Annotated in this window: 23 protein-coding genes and 2 pseudogenes; 13 read left to right on the plus strand and 12 right to left on the minus strand. The window is 61.3% G+C overall.

What is annotated here, in order from left to right; all coding sequences use genetic code 11:
• The first annotated feature begins 193 nt into the window (after nucleotides 1-193).
• The 10 genes and pseudogenes from PMI34_RS16525 to PMI34_RS16480 all read left to right on the plus strand — a co-directional run bounded on the left by PMI34_RS16525 (nucleotide 194) and on the right by PMI34_RS16480 (nucleotide 10799).
• On the plus strand, nucleotides 194-2755 hold the full coding sequence (locus tag PMI34_RS16525) for a type VI secretion system Vgr family protein (protein WP_032829599.1): 2562 nt from the start codon (nucleotides 194-196) through the stop codon (nucleotides 2753-2755).
• Nucleotides 2752-4782 (plus strand): T6SS effector phospholipase Tle3 domain-containing protein, encoded by a 2031-nt coding sequence (locus PMI34_RS16520; RefSeq protein ID WP_008049273.1) that lies wholly within the window; start codon nucleotides 2752-2754, stop codon nucleotides 4780-4782. Before PMI34_RS16525 ends, PMI34_RS16520 begins: the two co-directional genes overlap by 4 nt.
• Nucleotides 4779-6458, plus strand: a complete 1680-nt coding sequence (locus PMI34_RS16515; protein ID WP_008049274.1) for a type VI lipase adapter Tla3 domain-containing protein — start codon at nucleotides 4779-4781, stop codon at nucleotides 6456-6458. Before PMI34_RS16520 ends, PMI34_RS16515 begins: the two co-directional genes overlap by 4 nt.
• Nucleotides 6455-6724, plus strand: coding sequence for a PAAR domain-containing protein (locus PMI34_RS16510; protein ID WP_008049282.1), 270 nt, complete (start codon nucleotides 6455-6457; stop codon nucleotides 6722-6724). Before PMI34_RS16515 ends, PMI34_RS16510 begins: the two co-directional genes overlap by 4 nt.
• Before the next feature lie 4 nt (nucleotides 6725-6728).
• Nucleotides 6729-8282 (plus strand): annotated as a pseudogene (locus PMI34_RS16505) (type VI lipase adapter Tla3 domain-containing protein); the annotation flags it as partial.
• On the plus strand, nucleotides 8279-8548 hold the full coding sequence (locus PMI34_RS16500; protein WP_008049284.1) for a PAAR domain-containing protein: 270 nt from the start codon (nucleotides 8279-8281) through the stop codon (nucleotides 8546-8548). The pseudogene PMI34_RS16505 and the gene PMI34_RS16500, both read left to right, overlap by 4 nt.
• Nucleotides 8549-8682: 134 nt before the next feature.
• Entirely contained in the window at nucleotides 8683-8973 is a 291-nt protein-coding gene (locus PMI34_RS16495) for a DUF7693 family protein (RefSeq protein ID WP_008049285.1), read from the plus strand.
• A gap of 81 nt (nucleotides 8974-9054) precedes the next feature.
• Nucleotides 9055-9648 carry a chorismate mutase gene (locus PMI34_RS16490; protein WP_008049286.1) on the plus strand — a complete coding sequence of 198 codons (594 nt, stop codon included), beginning with the start codon at nucleotides 9055-9057 and terminating at the stop codon, nucleotides 9646-9648.
• Nucleotides 9635-10378, plus strand: a complete 744-nt coding sequence (locus tag PMI34_RS16485) for an SGNH/GDSL hydrolase family protein (protein ID WP_008049287.1) — start codon at nucleotides 9635-9637, stop codon at nucleotides 10376-10378. Before PMI34_RS16490 ends, PMI34_RS16485 begins: the two co-directional genes overlap by 14 nt.
• On the plus strand, nucleotides 10371-10799 hold the full coding sequence (locus tag PMI34_RS16480; protein WP_008049289.1) for a nuclear transport factor 2 family protein: 429 nt from the start codon (nucleotides 10371-10373) through the stop codon (nucleotides 10797-10799). Before PMI34_RS16485 ends, PMI34_RS16480 begins: the two co-directional genes overlap by 8 nt.
• A gap of 139 nt (nucleotides 10800-10938) precedes the next feature.
• Here PMI34_RS16480 and PMI34_RS16475 read toward each other — a convergent pair whose 3' ends face one another.
• The 4 genes from PMI34_RS16475 to PMI34_RS16460 are packed head-to-tail and all read right to left on the minus strand — an operon-like array spanning nucleotide 10939 to nucleotide 15180.
• Entirely contained in the window at nucleotides 10939-12063 is a 1125-nt protein-coding gene (locus PMI34_RS16475) for an agmatine deiminase family protein (protein WP_008049291.1), read from the minus strand.
• A 49-nt stretch (nucleotides 12064-12112) separates the two neighbouring features.
• Nucleotides 12113-13213 carry an extracellular solute-binding protein gene (locus PMI34_RS16470; protein WP_008049292.1) on the minus strand — a complete coding sequence of 367 codons (1101 nt, stop codon included), beginning with the start codon at nucleotides 13211-13213 and terminating at the stop codon, nucleotides 12113-12115.
• Between the two features lies 1 nt (nucleotide 13214).
• Entirely contained in the window at nucleotides 13215-14123 is a 909-nt protein-coding gene (aguB, locus tag PMI34_RS16465) for an N-carbamoylputrescine amidase (protein WP_007980688.1), read from the minus strand.
• A gap of 4 nt (nucleotides 14124-14127) precedes the next feature.
• On the minus strand, nucleotides 14128-15180 hold the full coding sequence (locus PMI34_RS16460; RefSeq protein WP_008049295.1) for an agmatine deiminase family protein: 1053 nt from the start codon (nucleotides 15178-15180) through the stop codon (nucleotides 14128-14130).
• A 134-nt stretch (nucleotides 15181-15314) separates the two neighbouring features.
• On the opposite strand from PMI34_RS16460, the gene PMI34_RS16455 reads away from it, so the two are divergent.
• Nucleotides 15315-16172 (plus strand): LysR family transcriptional regulator, encoded by an 858-nt coding sequence (locus PMI34_RS16455; protein WP_008049297.1) that lies wholly within the window; start codon nucleotides 15315-15317, stop codon nucleotides 16170-16172.
• On the opposite strand, the gene PMI34_RS16450 is transcribed toward PMI34_RS16455, so the two are convergent.
• From PMI34_RS16450 to PMI34_RS16435, 4 genes are all read right to left on the minus strand, one after another.
• On the minus strand, nucleotides 16173-16562 hold the full coding sequence (locus PMI34_RS16450; protein WP_008049299.1) for a c-type cytochrome: 390 nt from the start codon (nucleotides 16560-16562) through the stop codon (nucleotides 16173-16175).
• A 203-nt stretch (nucleotides 16563-16765) separates the two neighbouring features.
• A complete protein-coding gene (locus tag PMI34_RS16445) occupies nucleotides 16766-17146 on the minus strand; it encodes a DUF1801 domain-containing protein (protein ID WP_008049300.1) in 381 nt (126 codons plus the stop codon).
• 62 nt (nucleotides 17147-17208) lie between these two features.
• Complete coding sequence (locus tag PMI34_RS16440; RefSeq protein WP_008049303.1) at nucleotides 17209-17652, minus strand: arsenate reductase ArsC; 444 nt, start codon at nucleotides 17650-17652, stop codon at nucleotides 17209-17211.
• A gap of 23 nt (nucleotides 17653-17675) precedes the next feature.
• Nucleotides 17676-18605 carry a Ppx/GppA family phosphatase gene (locus PMI34_RS16435; protein ID WP_008049304.1) on the minus strand — a complete coding sequence of 310 codons (930 nt, stop codon included), beginning with the start codon at nucleotides 18603-18605 and terminating at the stop codon, nucleotides 17676-17678.
• A 198-nt stretch (nucleotides 18606-18803) separates the two neighbouring features.
• Here PMI34_RS16435 and PMI34_RS16430 point away from each other — a divergent pair.
• Nucleotides 18804-19232 (plus strand): annotated as a pseudogene (locus tag PMI34_RS16430) (hypothetical protein); the annotation flags it as partial.
• 178 nt (nucleotides 19233-19410) lie between these two features.
• Here the strand turns inward: PMI34_RS16430 and PMI34_RS16425 are convergent.
• Both PMI34_RS16425 and PMI34_RS16420 read right to left on the minus strand, forming a co-directional pair.
• Nucleotides 19411-19749, minus strand: coding sequence for a hypothetical protein (locus PMI34_RS16425; RefSeq protein WP_008049307.1), 339 nt, complete (start codon nucleotides 19747-19749; stop codon nucleotides 19411-19413).
• Between the two features lie 40 nt (nucleotides 19750-19789).
• The gene (locus PMI34_RS16420; RefSeq protein WP_008049309.1) at nucleotides 19790-20452 is read right to left on the minus strand and encodes a hypothetical protein; all 663 of its coding nucleotides are present in this window, start codon (nucleotides 20450-20452) and stop codon (nucleotides 19790-19792) included.
• 230 nt (nucleotides 20453-20682) lie between these two features.
• Here PMI34_RS16420 and PMI34_RS16415 point away from each other — a divergent pair, with 230 nt between their 5' ends.
• Entirely contained in the window at nucleotides 20683-21000 is a 318-nt protein-coding gene (locus PMI34_RS16415; protein ID WP_008049311.1) for an NIPSNAP family protein, read from the plus strand.
• Between the two features lies 1 nt (nucleotide 21001).
• Here the strand turns inward: PMI34_RS16415 and PMI34_RS16410 are convergent, their stop codons facing one another.
• Entirely contained in the window at nucleotides 21002-21460 is a 459-nt protein-coding gene (locus tag PMI34_RS16410) for a GNAT family N-acetyltransferase (RefSeq protein ID WP_008049313.1), read from the minus strand.
• Nucleotides 21461-21672: 212 nt separating this feature from the next.
• Nucleotides 21673-23361 carry a choline dehydrogenase gene (gene betA, locus PMI34_RS16405; RefSeq protein ID WP_032829601.1) on the minus strand — a complete coding sequence of 563 codons (1689 nt, stop codon included), beginning with the start codon at nucleotides 23359-23361 and terminating at the stop codon, nucleotides 21673-21675.
• Nucleotides 23362-23392 lie beyond the last annotated feature (31 nt).

Raw genomic sequence — 23392 nt, forward strand, 5'->3', positions numbered from 1 at the left:
GCCGCCCAAAACAAAAAAACGTACAGAGCCACTCCGTCGATCGCGATCGCGCTGACAAATCCGCCTCTAAAAAAGGAAGCGTCCTACATACAAGCAAATTCCTGTGCGTCTTAATCCCCCGTCTTTGGATCTTGCCGGGAACAGGTGCATGCCGTTTCTGGGGCAAACACGGATCGCTGATGCCGCAGGAAGCTTGTTAATGGAACTGACAAAAATATTCTCGCCACAGAACCGGCGTCTGATCAAGTTCACCTCCCCGATTGCAAACCAGCAGGAGCTGCTGCTCGAGCACTTTTCCGGCGCCGAGGGCGTGTCGACCCTATTCAGTTTCGAGTTGTCGCTGATCAGCCAGGATGCGCGCCTGGAACTCAAGTCGTTAATGGGGCAACCGGCATCACTCGAGATAGAATTGGCGAGCGGCGAGGCGCGGTACATTCACGGCTACATCAGTCGATTCAGCCTGCAGAACAGTGACGGCGGCCTGGCTTGCTATTCGGCCACCTTGAGCCCCTGGCTATGGATGCTGTCGCGACGCTTCGACTCGCGGATCTTTCAAGAGCAGACCCTCGAAGACATCCTGCGCACGGTGTTCGCCCACTATGGCGTGCTGCCCAGGTTCGAGTTCCGCCTGGAGCAGCCGCTCAACTCCCACAGCTACATCACGCAATACCGCGAGAGCGATCTGGATTTCGTCCTGCGCCTGCTGGAACGAGAGGGGTTGTTGTTCTACTTCGAGCATACGAAGGAAGAACACCGCCTGATCATCACCGACCATTCCCGCCACCTTGAGCCGCTGGCCCGGCAACCGCGGATCCGCTACCACAGCGCGGCGGTCACCGAGACCGCCGACTCGATCACCCGATGGAGCAGCCATCGGGTTCTGCAGTCCGGCAAGATGGCCATCCAGACGTTCGACTACCGGCAGCCGCGCAATCCGCTGCCGGTCAGCATGCCCAGCCTCAACGTCCAGGGCGATGTCCCTGCCTACGAGATCTACGACTTTCCCGGTCATTACAGCCACGGGATGCCCGCAGAGGGCGAAGCGCTGGTGCGGCATCGACTCGAAGCCCTGGAGGTACAGGGCAAGACGTTTGAGGGCGCCAGCAACTGTCGCGCCATGCTGCCGGGCTACACCTTCGAACTGACCCAGCACTTCGATCACGATGCTGATCCCGTGGATGATCGTCAGTTCCTCCTGCTCAAGGTGGAGCACCAAGGCCGCAACAACTACCTGACGGATCAACCGGCGAGCTACGACAACCGTTTCGTCTGCATCCGCCACAAGATTGCCTTTCGCCCACCGATCATGACCCAGCGGCCGACGATTTCCGGGCCGCTCACCGCCATTGTGGTGGGCCCGGCAGGTGAGGAGGTTTTCACCGACGAGCTGGCGCGCGTGCAAGTGCGCTTTCATTGGCAGCGGGCGCAGGACCCCGCCCAGGGCACGACCTGGCTAAGGGTCGCCATGCCCAGCGGCGGCGCCGGCTTCGGCCATCAGTTCTTGCCGCGCATCGGTCAGGAAGTGCTGGTGACTTTCCTCGGCGGCGACATCGACCGCCCCCTGGTGACGTCGGTGCTCTACAACGCCGACCATGTTCCGCCGCACTTCAGTAACGCCACGGGGTTGCCGGGCAATCGAACCTTATCCGGGATCCAGACCCGGGAACATCAGGGCAAGGGCTTCAACGAACTGCTCTTCGACGATACACCCGGCGCGTTGCGCGCCCGACTGGGCACGACTCATCAGGCCACCGCGCTGAATCTGGGCAAGCTCGTCACGCCGCGAACCGACGGGCAGGCCCAGGCACGCGGCCAGGGCGCCGAACTGCGCAGCGATGCCGCGATTGCCCTGCGGGCGGCCCAAGGGCTGTTGTTGACCACCTACGCTCGCCACGAGGCGCAGGGCTCACAACTGGACCGCGAAGAACTGCTCAAGCTGTTGGCCGAGTGCGGCGAGCTGTTCCAGTCCCTCGGCCAGACCGCCGCTGCCCGTGGCAGCCCGAAGATCGACCCCCAGGGCATCGAGGCGTTGCGCCAGTCGTTGAGTCAATGGCCGGCCCCCGAAAGCAACAGTCCGGGCGAGCCGGTGATCGCGGTGGCGGCTGAAGCCGGCATTGCCAGTGCCACGCCGCGCTCGCAGGTGCATTACGCCGGTGAAAACCATGACACCACCGCCCAGGATCATTTGCAGTTGACCTGCGGCGCGGCCATGCGCCTGCACGCCGGCAAAGGCATCAGCGCCTTCGCCCAGGACGAGGGCATCAGCGCCATCGCCAATCGCGGCAAGGTGCTGGTGCAGGCCCAGGACGACGACCTGGTGCTCAACGCGCAAAAGAACCTGCACCTGTCGGCGGCCGAAGGCGAGGTGCTCATCACCGCCCCCACCATCCGCCTGGTGGCCGATGACGGCAGCTACATCAGGATCGGTGGCGGGGTCGAGATCGGTACCCAGGGCAAGGCGATTGTGCATGCCGGCGAGCATGACTGGGTGGGGCCCAAGACCGACAGTGCCTCGATGCCCACGTTTGGTCGTGACCCCGCCGCTCAACGTCTGGCCTTTCACTACCCCGGCCACGACGACGGCAGCGCCCGACTGGCGGTCGAGCATGCTTACCAAATCAAACTGGAGGATGGCAGTACGGTGCAAGGACTGACGGATTCAAGCGGACTGACCGAGCAGCTGGAGCGCGAGCAGATGTATCAGGCGCAAACGGCGGCGATGCGTGACAAAGGCCCGAACGGTGGCCGCCAATGAGTAGCGAAGAGATGTACTGCGTGGCGCAACTCACCACCCGCCTGATGCCCAACTGCAACACCGTGCGCAAAATGGAAGTGCCCGCCGACCTGCCGGGGGTGGTGATCTTCCTGCATGGCGTGAATGATCCCGGGGCGTCCTATGAGTCGGTGGAAACCGGGTTGTGCCAGGGGGTTAACGAGCGGCTGGATCGGCCGGATCTCAAGGCGGGGCGGTATGGGGCCAAGTACAACGAGGCTAACAGTACGCCCAGGAAGGCGTGGAAGGACAACGAGGGGCAAATACTCGACGATCCGGATACTTACCTCTACCAGCGCGACACCGAGGCCCCCAAGACCCGCAGCCTGTTGATCCCGTTTTATTGGGGCTACCGGGCCGAACCCGGAGAGATAAAACGCGATAAAAATGGCGATCCGGCCCGGTTGCGCGATCAATTCCTGGACCGGTTCGACAACCGTCTGGACCGTCACTTCGCCAAGGGCGGCGGATTTTTCGCTAACGCCACCAACAATTTGCTGGAGATGTACGAAGAAGGGTTCGCCAAATGGCTGCGCCATTGGGTTCAACCCACCATGCCTAACTCCCTGTACATGGGCAAGGCGCCGCATCGACGGTATTTCGTGCTGGCCGCGACCCGGCTGGCGATGCTGGTCAGCGAGATCCGCCGCGTCTCACCCGATGAAACCATCACCATCATGGGGCACAGCCAGGGCACGCTGATCACCTTGCTCGCCCAGGCCATGCTGGTGGATCGCGGTGAACGCTGCGCCGACTGCGCCATCATGGTGGCCTCGCCCTATTCGGTACTGCCAGATGCGACGCCGAAAAATATGCGAACCCTGCAGACCCTGATCGACATCGTGCAACACACCACTCAATCCCCCCATACGCACCCACCCCTCAGTGCCGTGCGCTGTGGCGTACCGGGTTATGGCGGTCGCACGGGGCCGCGCTGGTCACCCGAACAAGGCCGGCGTCTTGGCGCAGACGGGAAAACCCTGGTGTTTCCCGAGCGCGACAACCGCGGCAAGGTTTACCTGTATTTCTGCCCGGACGACACCACCGTAGCGCTGGATGATGTGCAAGGCATCGGCACTTACGGCGTGCCGGACGAGCTGCCCGATGGCCAGCCGGCCATGACCGCGTTGCAGTCCATGCGTTTCTACCAGCGCCTGTGGACCAAGCGCCTGCGTGACGGCGAGCCGGTACTGGTTGGCAAACCGCCGCAAGCGGACTTCACCCGTGCCGAAGGCGAGCCGCGTTATCCCGGTGGCTGGTCAGTGGCCGCGATAGCCTCGCAAACAGGGATCCGTGAAGGCCAGGAACGCAACATCAACGCCGAACAACTGCACCCACCCCATGCACCGCAGATGTTTGGTGGCGAAGCCGTGACGGGGTCTACCCATGAGGCAGGAAAGGATCGACCGGATGCGGTGTCGCAAAACGCGGCATTGGGCAACCCCGGCGCCTCTTTCAAATGGATTTATGTGACCAACAGTGACAAGCGACTCGACCTGGACGATGGGCTTGTTCGCTGGAATCACGGCAAAGAGCCCGACGACCAGACCCGGGCCCTGCGCCAGACGCCAGTGTCCGGCAACCCGATGCTCAATCGTAAGGACCACTACCGCATCTACCGTGAGGAAACCCCTAACGAAATCCGTGCACGCATGCAGGTTGACCAGAAGGAATGGACTGACAACAGCTATCACTCGGCGGTATTGCGCAGCCCGGAGAACCATCGCTGGGTGACGGCGATGGATATTGCGATTGGGCAGGCCAGGTGTCTGGATGATCCGGTGATGCGGGAGGTGTTGGTGGCGATTGCGGATTGGAAACTAGATGAGGGGCGATTCGATAAAGTCATGAAAATGGAAGGTTGGTCGCGACTGAGCGCTGAGGCTCAAGCATTGGTCGAGGCCAGCTATCTGTATTACGACCAGGGCAAGTTTCCTTCAACCGAACTGGTTTCGCTGACACCGCCGCAACTGGTGATGGCGTCATTGGGAAAAGGAGTACACCCATGAGGGATCGCTGGCAGGGCAAGTCACAGCGACCGCGGTTGAAGGGTTATCTCTGGACTGCCGGAGTACTGATAGCTGTTTGGCTTGTTTTTTTGCTCGTCATCATTTACTTGGCACAGGCTGAAAACAGGGAGCTTAGGGACATGGGAGCCGTTATGCGTTGGGGAGTCGCGAGTATTTTTGGCACGCTGGCAATGATTTACAGCTGTCACTGGCTCGGCAAGACCGAAGCCTACCAAGACGCAGAACGGGAGGCCTACAAATCAAAAGTCATGGCCGAAAGAGTCGAGCAAGCCGCTACCCAAGAGCGCACCTATGCGCTGGAAATACGGGGTACGGGGCTTGCCATTGATAATTGGCATCAATCTTCAATTTGGAGAGAAATCAAAAAGACCAACAGCAACTTCACCTCGATCTATTCGCAAAATCCGAAGGATTACGACACTACAGTGAGCTCTCGAGAGATCACTCAAAAAATCAATATACGCGTTGCGTTCAAGCATTCGGCCAGTGACTCAGTAGCCTATTGGCCAATTCCAGTGTTTGCGATAGCACCACCCAAGCAGCCTGAGGACGCTGGAGCCCCGAACACTATTCTCAGTGGACGCAATGCCGCTACTTTGGGTGTCACGCTGTTCCTATGGCAGGACGCAGACAATACCACTCACGCCCAGAGCATGATCGAGCGTCTATTCGAGTTCTTTGATGACAACCCACAGGTGCCCCAGGCACTGATCGTGAGTCGAGACGGCGATGTCACTCGAGACGGCTATCGCGTGGCGGGCACACCGGGTCTGCAAAATTTCCATGCCGTGCCAACGGTGTACGAAAGCATGACTGGTCTACTGGTCACCCGGTCGGATCGGGTTGACCGCTACATCCGTCCCTTTGCTACCCAGGACTCCGAAGACAACCAGATCACAAACACCGACATGGGCAAGTTGTGGGCGTTTTACTGGAGTCGTGATGATGCATTTCTTGATTGGCATAAAGAGAGTGAGCGTGCCAAAGGCAGTAAAGGTCATATTCGTCCTATTACCACCATGTCCTCCACCTACTGGCAATCCCAACTCCCCACCCTCTGGCAAACCCTGAGCAACCGAGGCCCCGGTCATTTCGAACCCTCCGCATGGCTACCGGTGCGCTGGGCCGAGCATCAAGTCAAGGAGTTCGATAAAGCCCCGGTGTTGGGCTACCTGCACCGCCCAATCAAAGTCCTGATGCACGACGACAAGGGCAAACCGTTCAAACCCGCATTACAAGCCAAGGCCCTGCAAGCAGGCTGGCAGCAGGCACTGGAAACCCTGCCCAAAGGTGAAAAACCGGCGCGGGTGTTTTACGACAGCACCGACAACACCCCTGGCGAAATCGCCCTGACCATCGCCTTGCACGGCCTCAATGTCGATGGAGCCGGTCTCGAATTGGGCAATGTCGACGAGGGCTACGACATCGGCCGACGCTTGGGCAACACCGGCGTCAGTAGCGCCTTGGTCGAAATCAACCTCGCCACGATTGCCAGCTATCAGGAAGGTGGTGTCAGCGCGGTGGTGTACACCGGCGAAGACGGCAGTGTCACCGTGCAAATGGTCCGCCCGCCAGACGAAGCCCGCAAAGCGAAGAACCAGCAAACCCACGGCGCCGATCCGTTCAGATTTCGTATGCCGGGAAACAAACCATGAGCCATCCCATTTGCCTGGGCGACACCACCAGCAGCGGTGGCACCGTGGCTTCCTGCCAGCTCGACGGCACACATACCCTCAATGGAAAAACCCCGGCGGTGTTGGGCGACAAGGCTTCCTGCCCGCTGCATCTGGGCGAGTTTGCCTTCGTCGAAGGGCATCCGCGCCGGCGTATGAACGGCATTCCGGTCGTATTGCAAGGCCATCTCCTGGCCTGCGGTTGTCATGCCGTGGCGAGCCATGCTTTGAACGTACGGGTTATCTGACGTGGAACTTCGGGACATCAACCCAGTACTGCGCTGGGGAATCGCCGCTATTCTGGGGCCCTTGCTGCTGATTTTCAGCACTCACTGGTGGGGCAAAGCCGTGGCCAGTGAAAAGGCGGGGCTCGCCGCCTATAAAGCCAACGTCATGGCGCAAATCACCGAGCAACAGGCCACGCAAGCGCGGACTTATGCGTTGGAAATCCGCGGGGTGGGGCTTGGGATCTACCAGGACCACCAATCGGAGATCTGGCAATTCATCAAGAAGAAAAATAACAACTTTGCGTCGATTTACTCACGGGCCCCCAAGGATTACACAGACTCACTAGACTCCCGAGAGATCAGCAGAGATATCAAAATCCGAGTCGCCTTCAAACATTCGGCAGGCGCGTCAGTGGCGTACTGGCCAATCCCGGTATTTTCCATCGCACCGCCCAAGCAACCTTCAGATACCGGGGCTGCGAGCAATATCCTCAACGGTCGCAATGCCGCCACGCTTGGTGTCACGCTGTTTTTGTGGCAGGACGCGGAGAATACAACCCACGCCCAGGGCATGATCGAGCGCTTGTTCCAGTTCTTTGATGACAACCCCGAAGTGCCCCAGGCCTTGATCGTGAGCGAGGACGGCGATGTCACGCGAAACGGTTTACGCGTGCCTGGCACCCCTGGGTTGCAGAACGGCCATGTCGTCCCCACGGTGTACGAAAGCATGGCGGGGCTGCTGGTCACCCGTTCGGATCGGGTGGATCGGTACATTCGCCCTTATGCTACCCATGAGCCTGAGGACAACCAGAACAAAGACACTGATTTGGGCAAGTTGTGGGCCTTTTACTGGAAGCATTCGCGTGAGTTTCTAGAGGTGTACGAAGAGGCGGAACGTGCCAAAGGCGCTCAAGATCCCTTAGCTCCTGGCACCATGTCCACCGCCTACTGGCAATCCCAACTCCCCACACTCTGGCAAACCATAAACAACCGCGGGTCAGGCTATTTCGAACCCTCCCCATGGCTACCCATCCGCTGGGCCCAGCATCAGGTCAAAGAGTTCGACGCCGCGCCGGTGCTGGGCTACTTGCACCGACCAATCAAGGTTTCGATGCAGGATGAACACGGTCAGCGGCTGAAACCGGCCTTGCAGGCCAAAGCCCTGCAGGCAGGCTGGCTGCAGGCCCTGGAGACATTACCCAAAGGGCAAAAGCCGGTCCGCGTGTTCTATGACACCACCGACAACCGGGACGCTGAAATTGCCCTGACCAATGCCTTGCATGGCCTGAATACGGACGGCCATGGGATCGAGCTGGGCAATGTCGATGAGGGTTACGACATCGGTCGGCGTCTGGGCAATACCGGGGTCAGCGGGGCTCTGGTGGAAATCAACCTGGCGACCATTGCCAGCTACCTGGACGGCGGAGCGAGCGCGGTGGTCTACGCCGGTCAGGACGGCAGCCTGACGGTACAGATGATCCACCCACCGGACGAAGCGCGCAAAGCCAGGAACCGCGAGAACCGTGGTGTCGACCCTTTCAAGTTCGGCGCCCCAAGTGGCGGTGTACCCAGAACATGAGCCATCCCATTTGCCTGGGTGATGCCACCAGCAGCGGCGGCACCGTGGTTTCCTGCCAGCTCGAAGGCACGCATACCCTCAATGGAAAAACCCCGGCGGTGTTGGGCGACAAGGCGACATGCCCACTGCATCTGGGCGAGTTTGCCTTCGTCGAAGGGCATCCGCGCCGGCGTATGAACGGCATTCCGGTCGTATTGCAGGGCCATCTCCTCGCCTGCGGTTGTCATGGCGTGGCGAGCACTGCTCAGAATGTGCAGGTGGTCTAGGCCGAAACGCCGGGTTGTTTCTTTGTTGCAGGGCCGCTGGTGGCTCGCGGCGTGAAGCCCGGCCTCACGAGCCGGACTTTTTTGCAGGCTAATGATCTATCCTGTGCCTCCCCGATTTCACCCCGGAGACACCTGTGCCCGCCCTCACCGCCCGCGAGGTTTACCAGCCGTTGCGCGATGCCGCCCAGGGTATTCGCACCTTCAAGCGTATCGATGAATACTGCACGTCGAACCTTGTACGGGTCGACATCGACGGCTGGCGCCTGTTGCTCGATGTCGACGCCGGCCACTTGCGCCACTGCCTGCACGGCCAATGCCCCGATGGCCGCGAATATGCGTTCGACAACGGGCAGCGCTTCGGCACCGACCCGGTCAGTTTGCTCAGCACCTGGGAACTGGCGCAGATTGAACGGTTGCTGGCCTGAATCATTCGCAACCTGTCGTTCCCTGGCCGCACTTGTGATACACAAGCCGGAGTGATTTCTGCGTCCAAGGAGATTCCGCCCATGCCCCGTTCCCCACGCCTGCCGCACTGGCTGGTCTACGCCCTGCTCGGTTTGCTCGCCGGCAGCGCCCAGGCCGGCACGACGCCCCCGGCACCCGATGCCCTGCAACCCTTGCTGGCGACGATGAATGAGCGGTTGTCCATCAGTGAGCTGGTGGCGCTGACCAAGTGGGACAGCGGCAAACCGGTCCAGGACAATGCCCGGGAAGCGCAAGTCATCGCCAACGCCAGGAAGCAGGCGACCCAGCGCCAGCTTGACCCCGACGATGTCGCCGACCTGATCGCCGCCCAGATCGAAGCCAGCAAACTGGTGCAATACGGTCGAATCGCACAATGGCAAGCGGCGCACAAGGCACCGGACACGCCACGACCGGACCTCGTTAACGACATCCGGCCCAAGCTCGACACTCTGCAAAACCAGCTGCTCACGCAGTACGCCGCGTTCCTGCCCTACCGTAACGACCCGAACTGCCCGCAATGGCTGGCCACCGAACGCTCGGCGCTGATCAAGGATTACCTGCATGGCCAGGCGATGATTCGTGCGACCGGGGAGCTGTGTATTGCGGGGGCGATAACGTCATATGAGCCGGGTTGAAACCCTCGCCAAAATCCTCCTCGGCCCGTTGTTGCTGATGCAGGGCCTGTACACGCGGCGGGTGACGCCCAAGTTGCCGGAGGCCGAAGGTGAACGCCAGGGCGAGGCCGGCAGCGGCGGCGTTCTGCGGTTGTTGATTGTCGGCGACAGCGCCGCGGCGGGTGTGGGGGCGGCGACTCAAGGTGAAGCGCTCAGCGGTCGGCTGGTCGAGCGCCTGGCCGAGGATTATCAGGTGTCGTGGAAACTCTGGGCGCGCACCGGTCTGGATTCGCAAGGGTTGCTGGAGCTGCTCGAACAGCATGCCCCCGAGCCGTTCGATGTGGCGCTGTTGTCGATTGGCGTCAACGATGTCACCAGCTCGCTCACCCTGGATCAGTGGCTCGCTCGGCAACAGCGATTGATGGCGCTGTTGTGCGACAAGTTCGCGGTGAAGCAGGTTGTGGTGTCGCCGCTTCCGCCGATGCACCTGTTCCCCGCCCTGCCGCAGCCGCTGCGCTGGTTTCTGGGGTTCAGGGCGCGTCGTTTCAACACACGGCTTGCGGATCTGGCCGCCGGCATGGATCAATGCACGATGCTGACCACCCCGCTGGCGCCCGAACCGGGCTTGATGGCCAGCGATGGTTTTCATCCGGGGCCGATGCTTTATCGTCAATGGGCCGACGATGCCGCCAGGGTTATCGACCAACGCTTTCGCACCACAACAATAAAAACAGGAGTTGAAGATGTCTGAGCTGAACCTGAACCCCAACGTCGCCGCGTCCCTGAAGCAGTGGCACGCGATGCTCGGCAACCGCGACTTGAGTGGCTTGCCCGAATTGCTCGATCCGCAAGCGGTGTTCCGCTCGCCGATGGCGCACTCGCCGTATCCGGGGGCGCCGGTGGTGTCGATGATCCTCAACACGGTCATGAACGTGTTCGAGGATTTTGCCTATCACCGCGAGCTGGCGACGGCGGATGGCTTGAACGTGATTCTCGAATTCAGCGCCAGGGTCGGCGAGAAAGAGTTGAAGGGCATCGACATGATCCGCTTCAACGAACAGGGCAGGATTGTCGAGTTTGAAGTGATGGTGCGGCCGCTGAGTGGCTTGCAGGCGTTGGGTGAGGAAATGGGGCGGCGGTTGGGGGCTTACCTGAAGGCCACAAAAGCCTGACTCAGCAAATTACCCTGTGGGAGCGGGCTTGCCCGCGATAGCGGTGGGTCAGTGAGCAAAACGCTGACTGACACTCCCTCATCGCGGGCAAGCCCGCTCCCACAGGTTTTGTGTTTAGTCTGAAATCGGGGACAAGCCGTTAAACCATCGGCTGCTGACTGGTCACGCAGTGAATTCCGCCACCGCCCGCGGAGATCGCGTCGATGTCGAGTTGCACCACTTCACGGTCCGGGTAGAGTTCGGACAGCAGGTCGAAGGCCTTGGCATCCGCTTCCTTGTCGCCGAATTGCGGCGCGATGATCGCGCCGTTGATCACGAAGTAGTTGATGTAGCCGGCAGCGAAGTCCGGGTTGTCCTTGCTGAACCGGCTGTTGCGCGGGTTGAGCGGTGGCGAAACGGTATGCACCTGCAATTTGCGGCCATCGGCATCCGTGGCGTTTTCCAGGATCTGCAGATGGGCGCGAGTGACCTTGTAGTCGTAGGACTCGGGGTCGTTGTCGAGGTTGGCGATCACCACCCCGGGCTTGACGAAGCGCGCATAGAAGTCGACGTGGGCGTCGGTGATGTCCTTGCCCTTGATGCCCGGCAACCAGATGATTTTGCGCAGGCCCAGGCGTTCCTTCAGCTCCTCTTCGACCTCGGCCTTGGTCCAGTCGGGATTGCGGTTGCGGTTGATCCAGCTGCTTTCGGTCATGATCCCGGTGCCGTGGCCGTCCACTTCGATGCCACCGCCCTCGCCCACCAGTTCGCTGCGCCGGTAATCGGCCTTGGCGTTTTCCGCGACCAGGGCGGCCAATTGCGCATCGTCCTCATGCTGCTGTTTGTTGCCCCAGCCGTTGAAGTTGAAGTCCACGGCGCCGAGGTTGCCGTTGTCATCGACGACAAAATTGGCGCCGATGTCGCGCATCCAGATGTCATCCAGCTCGGTGATCACGAAGGTGGTGTTGTGGCTGCCACATTTGCTTTCGGCCAGGCGCCGTTCGCTTTGGCGACAGAACACCGTGACCGGTTCGTATTCGGCGATGCTGCGGGCGATCCGGCCAAGGGCGTCTTGCACGTGGGGCGTGAAGTCCTCCCAGATCGCGGCCTGGGCGCCGAAGGCGATGAAGGCCCGCTGGTGTTTGTCACCTTCATCGGGCATGTACCAGTTGCCTTTGCCGGCCGCGCGCACCGGCAGAGCGGCAAAGCCCAATCCCATGGACGCCACTGCGCCCAGCCCGGCGATGACCGATACCTGCTTGATGAATGTTCGACGTGTCGGCATGTGCTTTCCTGAAATCCGGGGTTTGGCCGGCCCGTGGGCCGGCCGGTGATCAATTGACCGTAGCGGTCTTGAACTTGGTCCAGGTGCGCATGCGTGCCCGCATGTCGGCCTGGGGAATGTCCTTGCCGGGAATCAGCCGCGCGTAGGTGGCTTCATCGATGTAGATGTCCGGGTTGTTGCGCATCGCGGCATCGACGTCCGGCCGCGCCTTGGCGTTGGAGGTCGGGTAGCCGGTGAAGTTGCTGATGGCCGCCATATTTTCCGGGCGCATCACGAAGTTGATGAAAGCGTAGGCGTATTCCGGGTGCCGGGCGTCGACGGGAATGGCCATGGTGTCCATCCACACCGTGGTGCCTTCCCGGGGAATGCGGTAGTGGAAGGTGGTTTTCTTGCCGGTGCTGTCGGCCGTGCGCTGCGCCTGGGTCATGTCGCCGCTGTAGCCGAGGGACATGCACAGGTTGCCATTGACCAGATCGGTCACCGGTTGCGACTGGAATTTGCGCACGTACGGCCGCAACTTCATCAGCAACTCACTGGCCGCCGCCAGGTCCGCCGGTTTACCGCTGCGCGGGTCGCGGCCGAGGTAGTTGAGCACCACCGCCAGCACCTCGTCCGGCGAGTCGATCATCGAGATGCCGCAATCGGCAATCTTCGCCGCCAGCTCCGGCTTGAACAGCATGTCCAGGCTATTGACCGGTGCGCCCGGCGCACGCTGGGCGATCTGGTCGGCGTTGTAGGTCAGGCCGATGGTGCCCCAGGTGTAGGGAACCGTGGCGTTGCTCGAATGCTCATAGCGCGAGCGCAGCTTCTGCAATCCGGGTTCGACGTCATTCAGGGCCGTGAGCCTGGACTGATCCAGCGGTTGCAGGCTGCCGGCACGCATCAAGCGTTCAGCCACGGTGTCGCCGGGGAAGATCAGGTCGTAACCGCTGCCGCCGGCCAGCATCTTGGCCTCAAGGGTTTCACTGCCGTCCATGACATCGTAGATCACCTTGATCCCGGTTTCGGCGGTGAACCTGCTCAGGGTGTCCTCGGCAAAATAATCCGCCCAGTTGTACAGCCGCAGGGTTTTCTCCTCGGCATGCAGCGCAGGCACCGCACAGGTCAGCGCCAGCCCCATGGCCAGGCACAGCTTGTTGATCGTGTTCATGTCACACCCCTTGGGTTGCCCAGCGTGAGTGGATCTGACGACCGTCCTGGGTCAGCAAGGCGCCGTACATGTCCGGACGGCGGTCGCGGTAGATGCCCCAGGTCAGGCGGTCTTCGCGCATGGCCGCCAGGTCCAGGGTGTGAACCAGCACGCCGGTGCTGTCGCGGTCGGCTTCGGCGAGCAATTTGCCCTTGTGATTGCAGATGAACGACGAGCCGTAGAAGCTCATTTGCAGGGTCGGGTCGGTGGTCGCCGCTTCCCGGCCGACGCGGTTGGCCGCCACCACCGGCAGCAGGTTGGCGGCGGCGTGGCCGCGCATGGTCATCTGCCAGTGATCCCGGGAATCGAGGGTGGCGCAGCCAGGTTCGGAGCCAATGGCCGTGGGGAACAGCAGCACTTCGGCGCCCATCAGGGCCAGGCAGCGCGCGGTCTCGGGGAACCACTGGTCCCAGCAGATGCCCAGGCCGATGCGCCCGAACGCGGTGTCCCAGACCCGGAACCCGCTGTCGCCGGGGCTGAAGTATTCCTTCTCTTGATAGCCGATGGCGTTGGGGATGTGGGTCTTGCGGTACACGCCCAACAGGCGCCCGTCGGCGTCGGCCACGCTCAACGAATTGAAGTAGGCATTGCCGGCCTTCTCGTACCAGCTCAGGGGCAGCACCACGCCCAACTCTTTGGCCAATGCGGCAAAGCGCTTGAGCACGTGGCTGTCGCGATACTCCTCGGCCAGGGCCAGGTGCTTGTGGTGTTGCTCGATGCAGAAGTACGGCGTGGCGAACAGTTCCTGCAACAGGATGACCTGCGCGCCCTTGGCCGCTGCCTCGCGGACCAGTTGCTCGGCCTGGTCGAGGTTGTGTTTCAGGTCCCAGGTGCAGGGCATTTGCGTGGTGGCGATGGTCAGCAGTGTCATGGCATCAACCCCGCACCGGCCAGGCCGGCTGTTGCTGGGTGATGCAATGCACACCGCCGCCGCCATGGGCCAGATGGTTGATCCGCACCGGCACCACTTCACGACCGGGGAACGCCTGCGCCAGCACTTCGGCGGCGACCTTGTCGGCATCAATGCCGTAGGCCGGCATGATGATCGCGCCGTTGGCGATGTAGAAATTGGTGTAGGAGGCGCAGAACACTTCGGCTTCGGTGTCCACCGCATCGGTGGCTTCATAGAGTTCGATCAGCTCGAACTGGCGACCCTGGGCGTCGGTGGCCAGTTCAAGGGCGCGACGGTTCTCCCGGGCCACTTCGGCGTACACCGATTGTTGGTCGTGGGTGGCGTCCACCAGCAACACGCCAGGTCGGGCGAAGGCGCACACGCCATCGACGTGGCCGTCGGTCATGTCACCGGTCACGTAGTCCGGATCACCCGGCAGCCAGATGGTTTTCTTCACGCCCAGCAGACGGCTGAAGATCTCTTCGATCTCGGCCTTGGTCACGCCCGGGTTGCGGTTGGGGTTGAGCAATACCGACTCGGTGGTGATCAGCGTGCCCTCGCCGTCCACATGGATGGCGCCACCCTCATTGCTCAGCGCCGTGCCGAAACACTCCAGGCCCAGATGGTTGAGCGCGCGGCGGGCCAGGCTTTCGTCCAGATCATGGGCCGACTTGCCGCCCCACGCATTGAAGCGCCAGCTCACACCGGCCAGGCCTTGCTGCGGGTGGCAGACGAAGCTCGGGCCGGAGTCGCGGCACCAGCTGTCGTTGACCGCCAGTTCGATCAACTCGATGTTCGGCCCGCACAAGGCTTTGGCGCTGGCGATCGCTGAAGGATCGACCACCAGTTTCACCGGCTCGAAACGGGCGATGGCGTTGGCCACGCGGGCGAAGTCCTCTTGAACCTGTGGCAGCGTCACCCGCCAGCCCGACTCCCACAGGGTCTTGTTGTGCGGCCAGACCATCCAGGTGGCGGCGTGGGTGACCCATTCGGCCGGCATCGTCCAACCGCTGTTTTGAATACCGTTCTGCTGCATGACAAGTACCTCTGAGTTAAGTCATTGTGTTCAATGAAAACGCCCTTGGCGGTCTTGGCATGCATGCTACGGCTGGTAAAACGGGCAAACAAACGATGGATTTTGCAGGCAACTGATTAGAGGAACTTATCGATATGCTCAAGCACTGGCCGCCCATGAGCACCCTGCGCGGCTTCGAAGCCGCCGCCCGGCTGGGCAGTTTTCACAAGGCCGCCGAAGAGTTGCACCTCACCCAGTCGGCGATCAGTCAGCAGATCCGCAGCCTTGAGGCGTACCTGGAGCAACCGCTGTTCTATCGCAGCGGGCGCAGCGTCAGCCTGACCGATGCCGGTCACGATCTGCTGAGCACCACCCAGGCGCTGCTGCAGCAACTGGCCGTGGGCATTCGCCGGCTGGGGCAATACCAGAAACCCAATCAACTGGTGCTCAACACCACCCCGGCGTTTGCCCGGCACTGGTTGTTGCCACGCCTGGGGGATTTCCGTCGACAGCATCCGCAGGTCGATCTGTGGATTTTCAGCACCGATGAAGTGCCGGACATGGCCAGCCAGACCATCGACCTGGCGGTGCGCGACGACATCAGTTCCCAGGCCGAATGCAGTTTCAAGGTGCTGCACGCCGACCGCCTCTACCCGGCGTGCCGCCCGAACCTGTTGGCCGTGCCGGTGCAACAGCGCACCACCCTGCATGGCGAGCGGGAAATGGACTGGAGCCACTGGGCGGTGGAATCGGGCATTGATGTGGGGCAGATGGATCAGGGGCTGAATTTTTCCGATCCGGGGCTGCTGCTGGACGCCGCCTGCACCGGGCTGGGCATTGCGCTGGTTAGCCAGTTGCTGAGTCGGCAGGCGCGGGCCACCGGGCTGTTGCAGCCGATGGTGGAGCAAACCATCCGCGGCCCGAACTGGGCGCTGCTGACCCACCGTGACAGCGAGAACACGGTGATGGCACGCAGCTTCACTCAATGGCTGGTGGAGAACCTGGGCGAGTGATTACTGTGCCGGAAAAGTTTGCAGATAGGCCAACAGGTCCTCGATCTTTTCCGGGTCGCTGAGGCCCCAGAAAATCATGCGCGTACCGGGCACCACTTTCTTCGGCGCTTCAAGGTAGGCGATCAGGGTGTCGCGGTCCCAGATCAGGTTGGCGGATTTCATCGCGTCGGAATACACGTAGTCCGTGGTGACCGCAGAATGGCGACCGATCACGCCATTGAGTTGCGGGCCAAAGAAGGCGCGAGCCGATTCGCCGATCTGATGGCAGCCGCTGCAGAGGCGCTTGTAGACTTTCTCCCCGGCCTGGACATCGCCCGCAGCCAGGGTGGGCATGCTGAACAGGCCAGCGCTGAGCGCCAGGGCGAGGGTCAGGGCGGCGATTTTCTTCATGTTGCGTTTCCAGTCTGCGAATGCTCGCTATTGGAACATGACAGCTGAGCATATCCAAAATGGTCAGGTGGGCACGGCCCCCTGTGGGAGCGGGCTTGCCCGCGAAAGCGATGTATCAGCCACCTTCTCTGCTGGATGTGATGACCTCTTCGCGGGCAAGTCGGATCGCCGCACCGCCGCTCCCACAGGGACTTGCGCATGGCTTACTTTTTGTTGAGCTCAATGGCTGCCTGAATCAACGCCGTCAGCGCCGCTTCATCGATCTGCTCGTCCTCGCGAATATCGATGGCACGGCGGGTATTGCCTTCAAGGCTTGAATTGAACAGTTTCGACGGATCGTCCAGCGACGCCCCCTTGGCGAAGGTCAGCTTCACCACTTGTTTGTAGGTCTCGCCGGTGCAGAGGATGCCGGCACGGGACCACACCGGCACGCGCCACTTCCACTCTTCGATCACTTCGGGGTCGGCCTGGCGGATGATCTTGCGCAGGCGGACCAGGGTTTCGCCGCGCCAGTCGGCCAGTTCGCGGATTCGCTCGTCGATCAGTGCCGAGGCTTCGTTTGTTTCAACCTTGTCCGTTTTCATTACCGTCTGCACCCTCATCATGATGGTTGTGACCGATGAGGGTAGACGGTGTTCGAAGGTTTTCAGGAATCGCTGACTGACGGCGCCTGGGGCACGGGGCGGGTTTTCACGGTGACGAACATTTTGATGCGGTCGCCGATTTCCTGGAGGGTATGGCGGAACGGGTCGTGCCTTTCGCTGGTGGTCGGGTCTTCGAAGCTCCAGACCATCACTTCAGCGGTAAACGGCATGCGCGCGGCCTCTTCGGAGGACTTGTCGCACAGGGTGATGACGTAGTCGAATGCCATACCTTCGAAGTCTTCGAGGGACTTGCTGCGCAAGCCACTGGCATCGACGCCGATGTGTTCGAGGGATTCGAAGGTACGTGGATCGATCTCGGTGGCCTCAAGCCCGGCGCTGAAGGCCTGGAAGTCGGCAGGATCGGTATGGCGAAGCAAGGCTTCGGCCATGGGTGAGCGGACATCGTTTCTGGCGCAGACGAACAGCACGCGACGGGGGTCGGTCATGGGTTTACCTCGACTGGCGGACTTTAGTGTTTGCTCATCAATCCATGCAGCACGCCGAACCGCAGACCCGGTTCAGACGCAATCATGTGCGTGATCCCGAACACCTTGAACGCCGCCAGCATCACCACCAGGCCGCCGGGCAAGATGCTCAGGCGATGGGTGGGCAAACCGGCCAGCTTGAGGTGTTTCACATGTTTGACTTCCAGCAGGCGCAGCGACAGGCGCAACAGGCCGCCGTAGGTGATGCCGCTTTGGCCGTCATCATTGAGGCCATTGGCCTTGAGCACCTTGGCCAGCATCCGCGCTGTCCCGGAAGAACCGACAGCCTGCTGCCAGCCCATGGCGCGATAGCGGCGGGCAATGCGTTCCAATTGCACGGTGGCCGCGCGTTCGGCTTCCAATAGCGCTTCGGCCACGATCCGCCCGCCATGGAAGTAACGCGCACCGAAGGTACCGCTGCCGATGGCGATGCTCTCGGTAACCAGCAGCTGGTCGCCACGGCCGATGATCATCTCCGTAGAGCCACCGCCGATATCCACCACCAGCCGCGTGGTTTGCGCTGGCAAGGTGTGGGCCACGCCGGCGTAGACCAATTGTGCCTCTTCGTGGCCGGAAATGACGTCGATGCGAAAGCCCAGGTGCCGTTCGGCACTGGCCAGGAACAGAGGCGCGTTGTCCGCTTCGCGCACGGCACTCGTGGCCACCGCCCGCACCCGCCCGGCCTCGAAACCGCGCAGTTTCTTGCCGAACCGCGCCAGCGCCTGCCAGCCACGGTCCAGCGCCAACTCATCGAGCGCCCCACCCTGCAGGCCTTCGGCCAGACGCACCGGTTCACGCAGGGTTTTCACTTCCTGGATGACCATTTGCTGGTTCCGCCTCACCGACTGGCCAATCATCAGGCGAAACGCATTGGAACCCAGGTCGATGGCGGCAAACAGCGGGGCGTCTTTCATAGGGGGTTCCTTGCACATTCATCTGCCGGCGGACTGGCGGCCGTCGGGCACTCAAGACGGATTGCGAGGATCTTGCCATGGCTTCGATGACGCCCTGATGACACCACCGGGCATCACCACTTCGTAACAGGCTGTGACTGGCGTCGGCTGTGCCACCCATGACGCGAGTGTCTCACCATGCTTTCCAATCAGGACACCCTGATCCAGCGCATCACCCTGCGCCTCAACCCTCGGGTCTGCCGGGTGGCCGTCCTGCCTGCGCCCAACGACCGAGAACGCACGCAATGGTATTTCCAGCGCTACGTATCGCACTTGCCCGCCGCCGGGGAAATCGTGCTGTTCGACCGCAGTTGGTACAACCGCGCCGGGGTCGAGAAGGTCATGGGGTTCTGCAATGACGACCAGTACGAAGAATTCTTCCGCACCGTGCCGGAATTCGAGCGCATGCTCGCCCGCTCCGGCATCCAGCTGATCAAGTACTGGTTCTCGATTTCCGACCAGGAACAGAACCTGCGCTTTCTCAGCCGCATTCATCACCTGCTCCGCCAGATGCCCCGGCGAGAGCGCCAGAAGGACTATTCACGGGGGCCTGTACCGCAGGAAATCATCGTGCCGGAGATTTACTGAATTCAGTTTGACCCACACCACAATTAGTCGGCAGCCAGCGAATTGAACGCATCCTGATGAATGTCCATCAAGTTGTCATCGAATCGTCATGAACCAGGCGCCATACTTAAGTCATCCAATGCGTGCTTTAACTTTCTGCTGCCAGTCCCGGCGGCTTTTTTTTTGCCTGAAATTGCGCTTACAGACACTCCTGCGCCGCACGCTCGAAACTGGACGGCACGAAGGTCGACGCCAGCAGCTTGCGCTCGTACAGGAATACCTTGCCGCCGTTCGAAGCCTTGTAGGCTTCAAGCACGTTGTCCGCCGCCACTTTGCTCGATACGACGATCCGGTAGCTGCGCTGGGTCTGCGACACTGTGGGCGCCAGTGCATCGTGCTGCAACTTCGGCACCACGCAATGGGTGTACTCCTCGGGCGACTTGCTGGTCTGCAAGGTCAGCGTCGGATTGTTCGGCGTGGCACAACCGGCCAGCAACAGCGAGGCGAAGGCCAGGGTCGGGGCAAAAAAAGTGCGCATGAATCAGGTCCTGAAAAGCAATCTATGGTGAATTGGCTGGTTAATTGGTTGCTGCGGTCAATCCGGCGGAGACCAGCGCCCTCAACGACGCATCGAACTGTTTCAGCGCGGTCAGTTGCAGGTCGCGTTGCTGTTCGATTTGCGCGGCGATCTCGGGCGCGGTCTTGTCATGCACCCACACCGACGGCAGCTGTTTTTCCACCGCGCCTTCGGCCTTGCCGATGTATTGCAGGCCGGCGTCGTAGAACCGCGCGGCGAAACGCGCCTCGACCCGGTCGTTACGCCGGGTCAGCAACTGGTTGTGGGTATCGAGCATCACCACGACATCGGGATGGGCCTGCACCAGGGCATCGAGGTTGTCGTAGACCGTCACCGACAGAAAGCTCTTGCGCAGCGAACTCAGCAGCCAATCGATGGCCAGTTGCGGATCGGAGCTGTCGACGAAGGCCCGGCGAATTCGCGCATCCAGTGCGTTCTTCGCGCCATTGACGGCCACCGAGTGGTATTGCTCAAGGTATTGCAGGTTTTCCACGGTGTTTTCGCTGTACAGCACCCCAACCGTCTGCCCGTATTGCAGCCCGCCCTGGCTACCCGTGACAGGCGGCAAATGGCAGGCGCGTGCGTCCTCGGCGTAGGCCGATACGGTGGATGCAACACTGCCCAGCAACAGGGCAATCACAGCCAGTCGGGTCAAGATTTTCATCGCGCAGGTTCCTTGAGCAGCGTGTTCAATGCAGGCAATTTTCCGCCTTCGCGCAAAAAACAGAACTTGCGATTCTTGATGGTGACTATTGACTGAACCAATAGTGCGGCGGCGCCAGCGCATGCCTCTGGCGCAAACTTACCGGTCAATGTCGAACAAGCGGCTGTGCCGGGCACCCACTGTTGATTACAGTGGCGACTGCCCTCAAAACCTGATCAAGGAACGAAACAATGGTGACCTGCTACCTGAAATACGTGCTCGACCCCTACCAACTCGACGCGTTCGAACACTACGGCAAGCTGTGGATTCCCCTGGTGGAAAAGTTCGGCGGCCAGCACCACGGCTACTTTTTACCGTCGGAGGGCGCCAACAACATCGCCCTGGCGCTGTTCACCTTCCCCAGCCTGGCGGCGTACGAACATTACCGGCAGCAGTCGATGAACGATCCGGAATGTATCGCGGCGTTCAAATACGCCGAAGAGAAAAAATTCATCCTCAGCTACGAGCGTTCATTCATGCGGCCGGTGTTTGGCGAGCAGGATCGCTGAGTCAGTCTTTTTTCAGATCCAGGCAATAGGTGTAGTACCCGGGGTCGCGCACCCAGCCCAGGGATTCATACAGGCGCTGGGCGGTGAGGTTGTCGGTGGCCGTTTCCAGGGTCATGCCTTTGCCGCCGGCCAACTTCGCAAAATCCCGGGCGGTGTTCATCAGCAGTGTGCCGACGCCTTTGCCCCGGGCGGCGGGCGTGGTGAACAGATCAGCGAGCAGCCAGGTGCGATGGGCGTCGATCGAGGAAAAGGTCGGGAACAGCTGGACGAAGCCAAGGTTTTCGCCGTCGCTGTCCTGGGCAAGAAATATCACCGATTCATCCCGGGCGAGTCGCTCGGCAATGAAGGCGCGCGATAGCGCAAGGTTCGACGGCTGCTTGTAGAACATCCGATAGGCGTCAAACAAGGGGGCGATCTGGTCGATGTGCGATGCGTCGGCGCGCAGGGCCTGAATAGCCATGAGGGTGCTCCATTGCGGTCTCAAGGACTTACAGACTAGCAATGGCCAAGAAACAACGACGCACTATTTTCCTGAAAGCACCGTGGCCCATTGTGAGAGCGGGCTTGCTCGCGAAGAGGCCGTGTCAGTCGACATAAATGTTGAACGACACACCGCTTTCGCGAGCAAGCCCGCTCCCACATCAGGTTTCCACATTAGATTGCCGATTGTGGTCAAACCCGCACATTACGCCCCGGCAACGAAGTCCGCTGGCTGCTCTCCCAGCCCTCCACCAACCCCACCGGCACATCCGCTGACGGCAGCATCTGCACGCCACGCACCAGATCGGACGCCCGCTCAGCCAGCATGATGGTCGGCGCATTGAGGTTGCCGTTCGGCTCGGTCGGGAACACCGACGAATCGATCACCCGCAGACCGGCGATGCCGCGCACGCGCAATTCGGAGTCGACCACCGCCATGTCGTCCTCGCCCATGCGGCATGAACCGCAGGGATGGTAGGTGCTTTCCAGGTTGTCGCGCACGAAGGCGTCGAGGTCTTCATCGCTGGTCACCTGCGCGCCCGGGGCGATTTCGCCGTCGCGGAAGCGGTCCATGGCTTTCTGGCCGATGATCTCGCGGGTCAGGCGAATGCAGCGGCGGAAGCCTTCGCGGTCCTCTTCCCGCTCCAGGTAGTTGAAGCGGATTTCCGGATGCTCGTACGGGTCGGCCGAGCGCACGCGCACGTAACCACGGCTTTTCGGTTTGTTCGGCCCGGTCAGCACCATGAAGCCATGGCCCTTGATCGGCTTGTTGCCGTCGTAGCGCATCGCTGCCGGCAGAAAATGGAACTGGATGTCCGGCCAGCGCAGGCCCTTCTCGGAGCGAATGAAACCACCGGCCTCGAAGTGGTTGGTGGCGCCCAGGCCGTCCTTGAACAGCAACCAGCGCAGACCGATCATCAGTTTGCTCAGCGGGTCCATCTTGCTGTTGAGGGTCACCGGTTCCTTGCAGCCGAACTGGATGTACACCTCGGCGTGATCCTGCAGGTTCTCCCCTACTCCCGGCAGGTCATGGCGTACGCCGATCCCGGCCTTGCGCAGGACTTCGGCCGGGCCGATGCCGGAGCGTTGCAGCAGGTGCGGCGAGCCGATTGGCCCCGACGAGATCAACACTTCACGGTTGCAATACACCTGGTGGGTCTGGCCACCGTGGTCATACATGACCCCCACCGCACGCTTGCCTTCAAGAATGATCTGGCGGGTCATCGCATGGGTGACCACCGTCAGGTTCGGACGGCCCATGGCCGGGCGCAGATAGGCGTTGGCCGTGGAGCAGCGCACGCCGTTCTTCACGGTCATGTGCATGGCGCCGAAACCTTCCTGCATGTAGCCGTTGCAGTCTTCGGTCTTGATGTAGCCCGCCTCCGCGCCGGCTTCGACCCAGGCGCCGTACAGCGGGTTTTTCATGTGGTTGCCGTTAGTGGTGTGCAGCGGCCCGGTTTGCCCGCGATAGCTGTCACCGCCCGACTCGTAGCTCTCGGCACGCTTGAAGTACGGCAGGCAGTTGCGATAGCCCCAGCCTTCGGCACCCAGGGATTCCCACTCGTCAAAGTCCAGCGCATGGCCACGGATGTACACCAGGCCGTTGATCGACGACGAACCGCCCAGCACCTTGCCCCGTGGGCAGTGAATGCGCCGGCCGTTGAGGAAAGTCTCCGGCTCGGTCTCGTAGCGCCAGTTGTACTTCCTGGTGTTCATCGGGATCGAGAATGCACTGGGCATCTGGATCACTACGCTCTTGTCACTGCCGCCGAATTCCAGGACCAGCACCGAGGTGGCCGGGTCTTCGCTCAGGCGGTTGGCCAACACACAACCCGCCGAGCCTGCGCCAATGATGATGTAGTCGTATTTTTGCGTAGCCATTTTTTGCGTGGTCATTCTTTGCGTGGTCATA

It is taken from the genome of Pseudomonas sp. GM74 (assembly GCF_000282455.1).
Lineage (GTDB): Bacteria > Pseudomonadota > Gammaproteobacteria > Pseudomonadales > Pseudomonadaceae > Aquipseudomonas.

Bases quoted from the DNA above. Each gene is read 5' to 3' on its own strand.
- PMI34_RS16480 (WP_008049289.1), top strand. From the start codon at position 10,371: ATGTCTGAGCTGAACCTGAACCCCAACGTCGCCGCGTCCCTGAAGCAG.
- PMI34_RS16470 (WP_008049292.1), bottom strand. From the start codon at position 13,213: ATGAACACGATCAACAAGCTGTGCCTGGCCATGGGGCTGGCGCTGACC.
- PMI34_RS16455 (WP_008049297.1), top strand. From the start codon at position 15,315: ATGCTCAAGCACTGGCCGCCCATGAGCACCCTGCGCGGCTTCGAAGCC.
- PMI34_RS16420 (WP_008049309.1), bottom strand. From the start codon at position 20,452: ATGAAAATCTTGACCCGACTGGCTGTGATTGCCCTGTTGCTGGGCAGT.
- PMI34_RS16515 (WP_008049274.1), top strand. From the start codon at position 4,779: ATGAGGGATCGCTGGCAGGGCAAGTCACAGCGACCGCGGTTGAAGGGT.
- PMI34_RS16475 (WP_008049291.1), bottom strand. From the start codon at position 12,063: ATGCCGACACGTCGAACATTCATCAAGCAGGTATCGGTCATCGCCGGG.
- PMI34_RS16490 (WP_008049286.1), top strand. From the start codon at position 9,055: ATGCCCCGTTCCCCACGCCTGCCGCACTGGCTGGTCTACGCCCTGCTC.
- PMI34_RS16445 (WP_008049300.1), bottom strand. From the start codon at position 17,146: ATGAAAACGGACAAGGTTGAAACAAACGAAGCCTCGGCACTGATCGAC.
- PMI34_RS16450 (WP_008049299.1), bottom strand. From the start codon at position 16,562: ATGAAGAAAATCGCCGCCCTGACCCTCGCCCTGGCGCTCAGCGCTGGC.
- PMI34_RS16410 (WP_008049313.1), bottom strand. From the start codon at position 21,460: ATGGCTATTCAGGCCCTGCGCGCCGACGCATCGCACATCGACCAGATC.
- PMI34_RS16485 (WP_008049287.1), top strand. From the start codon at position 9,635: ATGAGCCGGGTTGAAACCCTCGCCAAAATCCTCCTCGGCCCGTTGTTG.
- PMI34_RS16520 (WP_008049273.1), top strand. From the start codon at position 2,752: ATGAGTAGCGAAGAGATGTACTGCGTGGCGCAACTCACCACCCGCCTG.
- PMI34_RS16415 (WP_008049311.1), top strand. From the start codon at position 20,683: ATGGTGACCTGCTACCTGAAATACGTGCTCGACCCCTACCAACTCGAC.
- PMI34_RS16510 (WP_008049282.1), top strand. From the start codon at position 6,455: ATGAGCCATCCCATTTGCCTGGGCGACACCACCAGCAGCGGTGGCACC.
- PMI34_RS16425 (WP_008049307.1), bottom strand. From the start codon at position 19,749: ATGCGCACTTTTTTTGCCCCGACCCTGGCCTTCGCCTCGCTGTTGCTG.
- PMI34_RS16435 (WP_008049304.1), bottom strand. From the start codon at position 18,605: ATGAAAGACGCCCCGCTGTTTGCCGCCATCGACCTGGGTTCCAATGCG.
- PMI34_RS16500 (WP_008049284.1), top strand. From the start codon at position 8,279: ATGAGCCATCCCATTTGCCTGGGTGATGCCACCAGCAGCGGCGGCACC.
- PMI34_RS16440 (WP_008049303.1), bottom strand. From the start codon at position 17,652: ATGACCGACCCCCGTCGCGTGCTGTTCGTCTGCGCCAGAAACGATGTC.
- PMI34_RS16460 (WP_008049295.1), bottom strand. From the start codon at position 15,180: ATGCAGCAGAACGGTATTCAAAACAGCGGTTGGACGATGCCGGCCGAA.
- aguB (WP_007980688.1), bottom strand. From the start codon at position 14,123: ATGACACTGCTGACCATCGCCACCACGCAAATGCCCTGCACCTGGGAC.
- betA (WP_032829601.1), bottom strand. From the start codon at position 23,361: ATGGCTACGCAAAAATACGACTACATCATCATTGGCGCAGGCTCGGCG.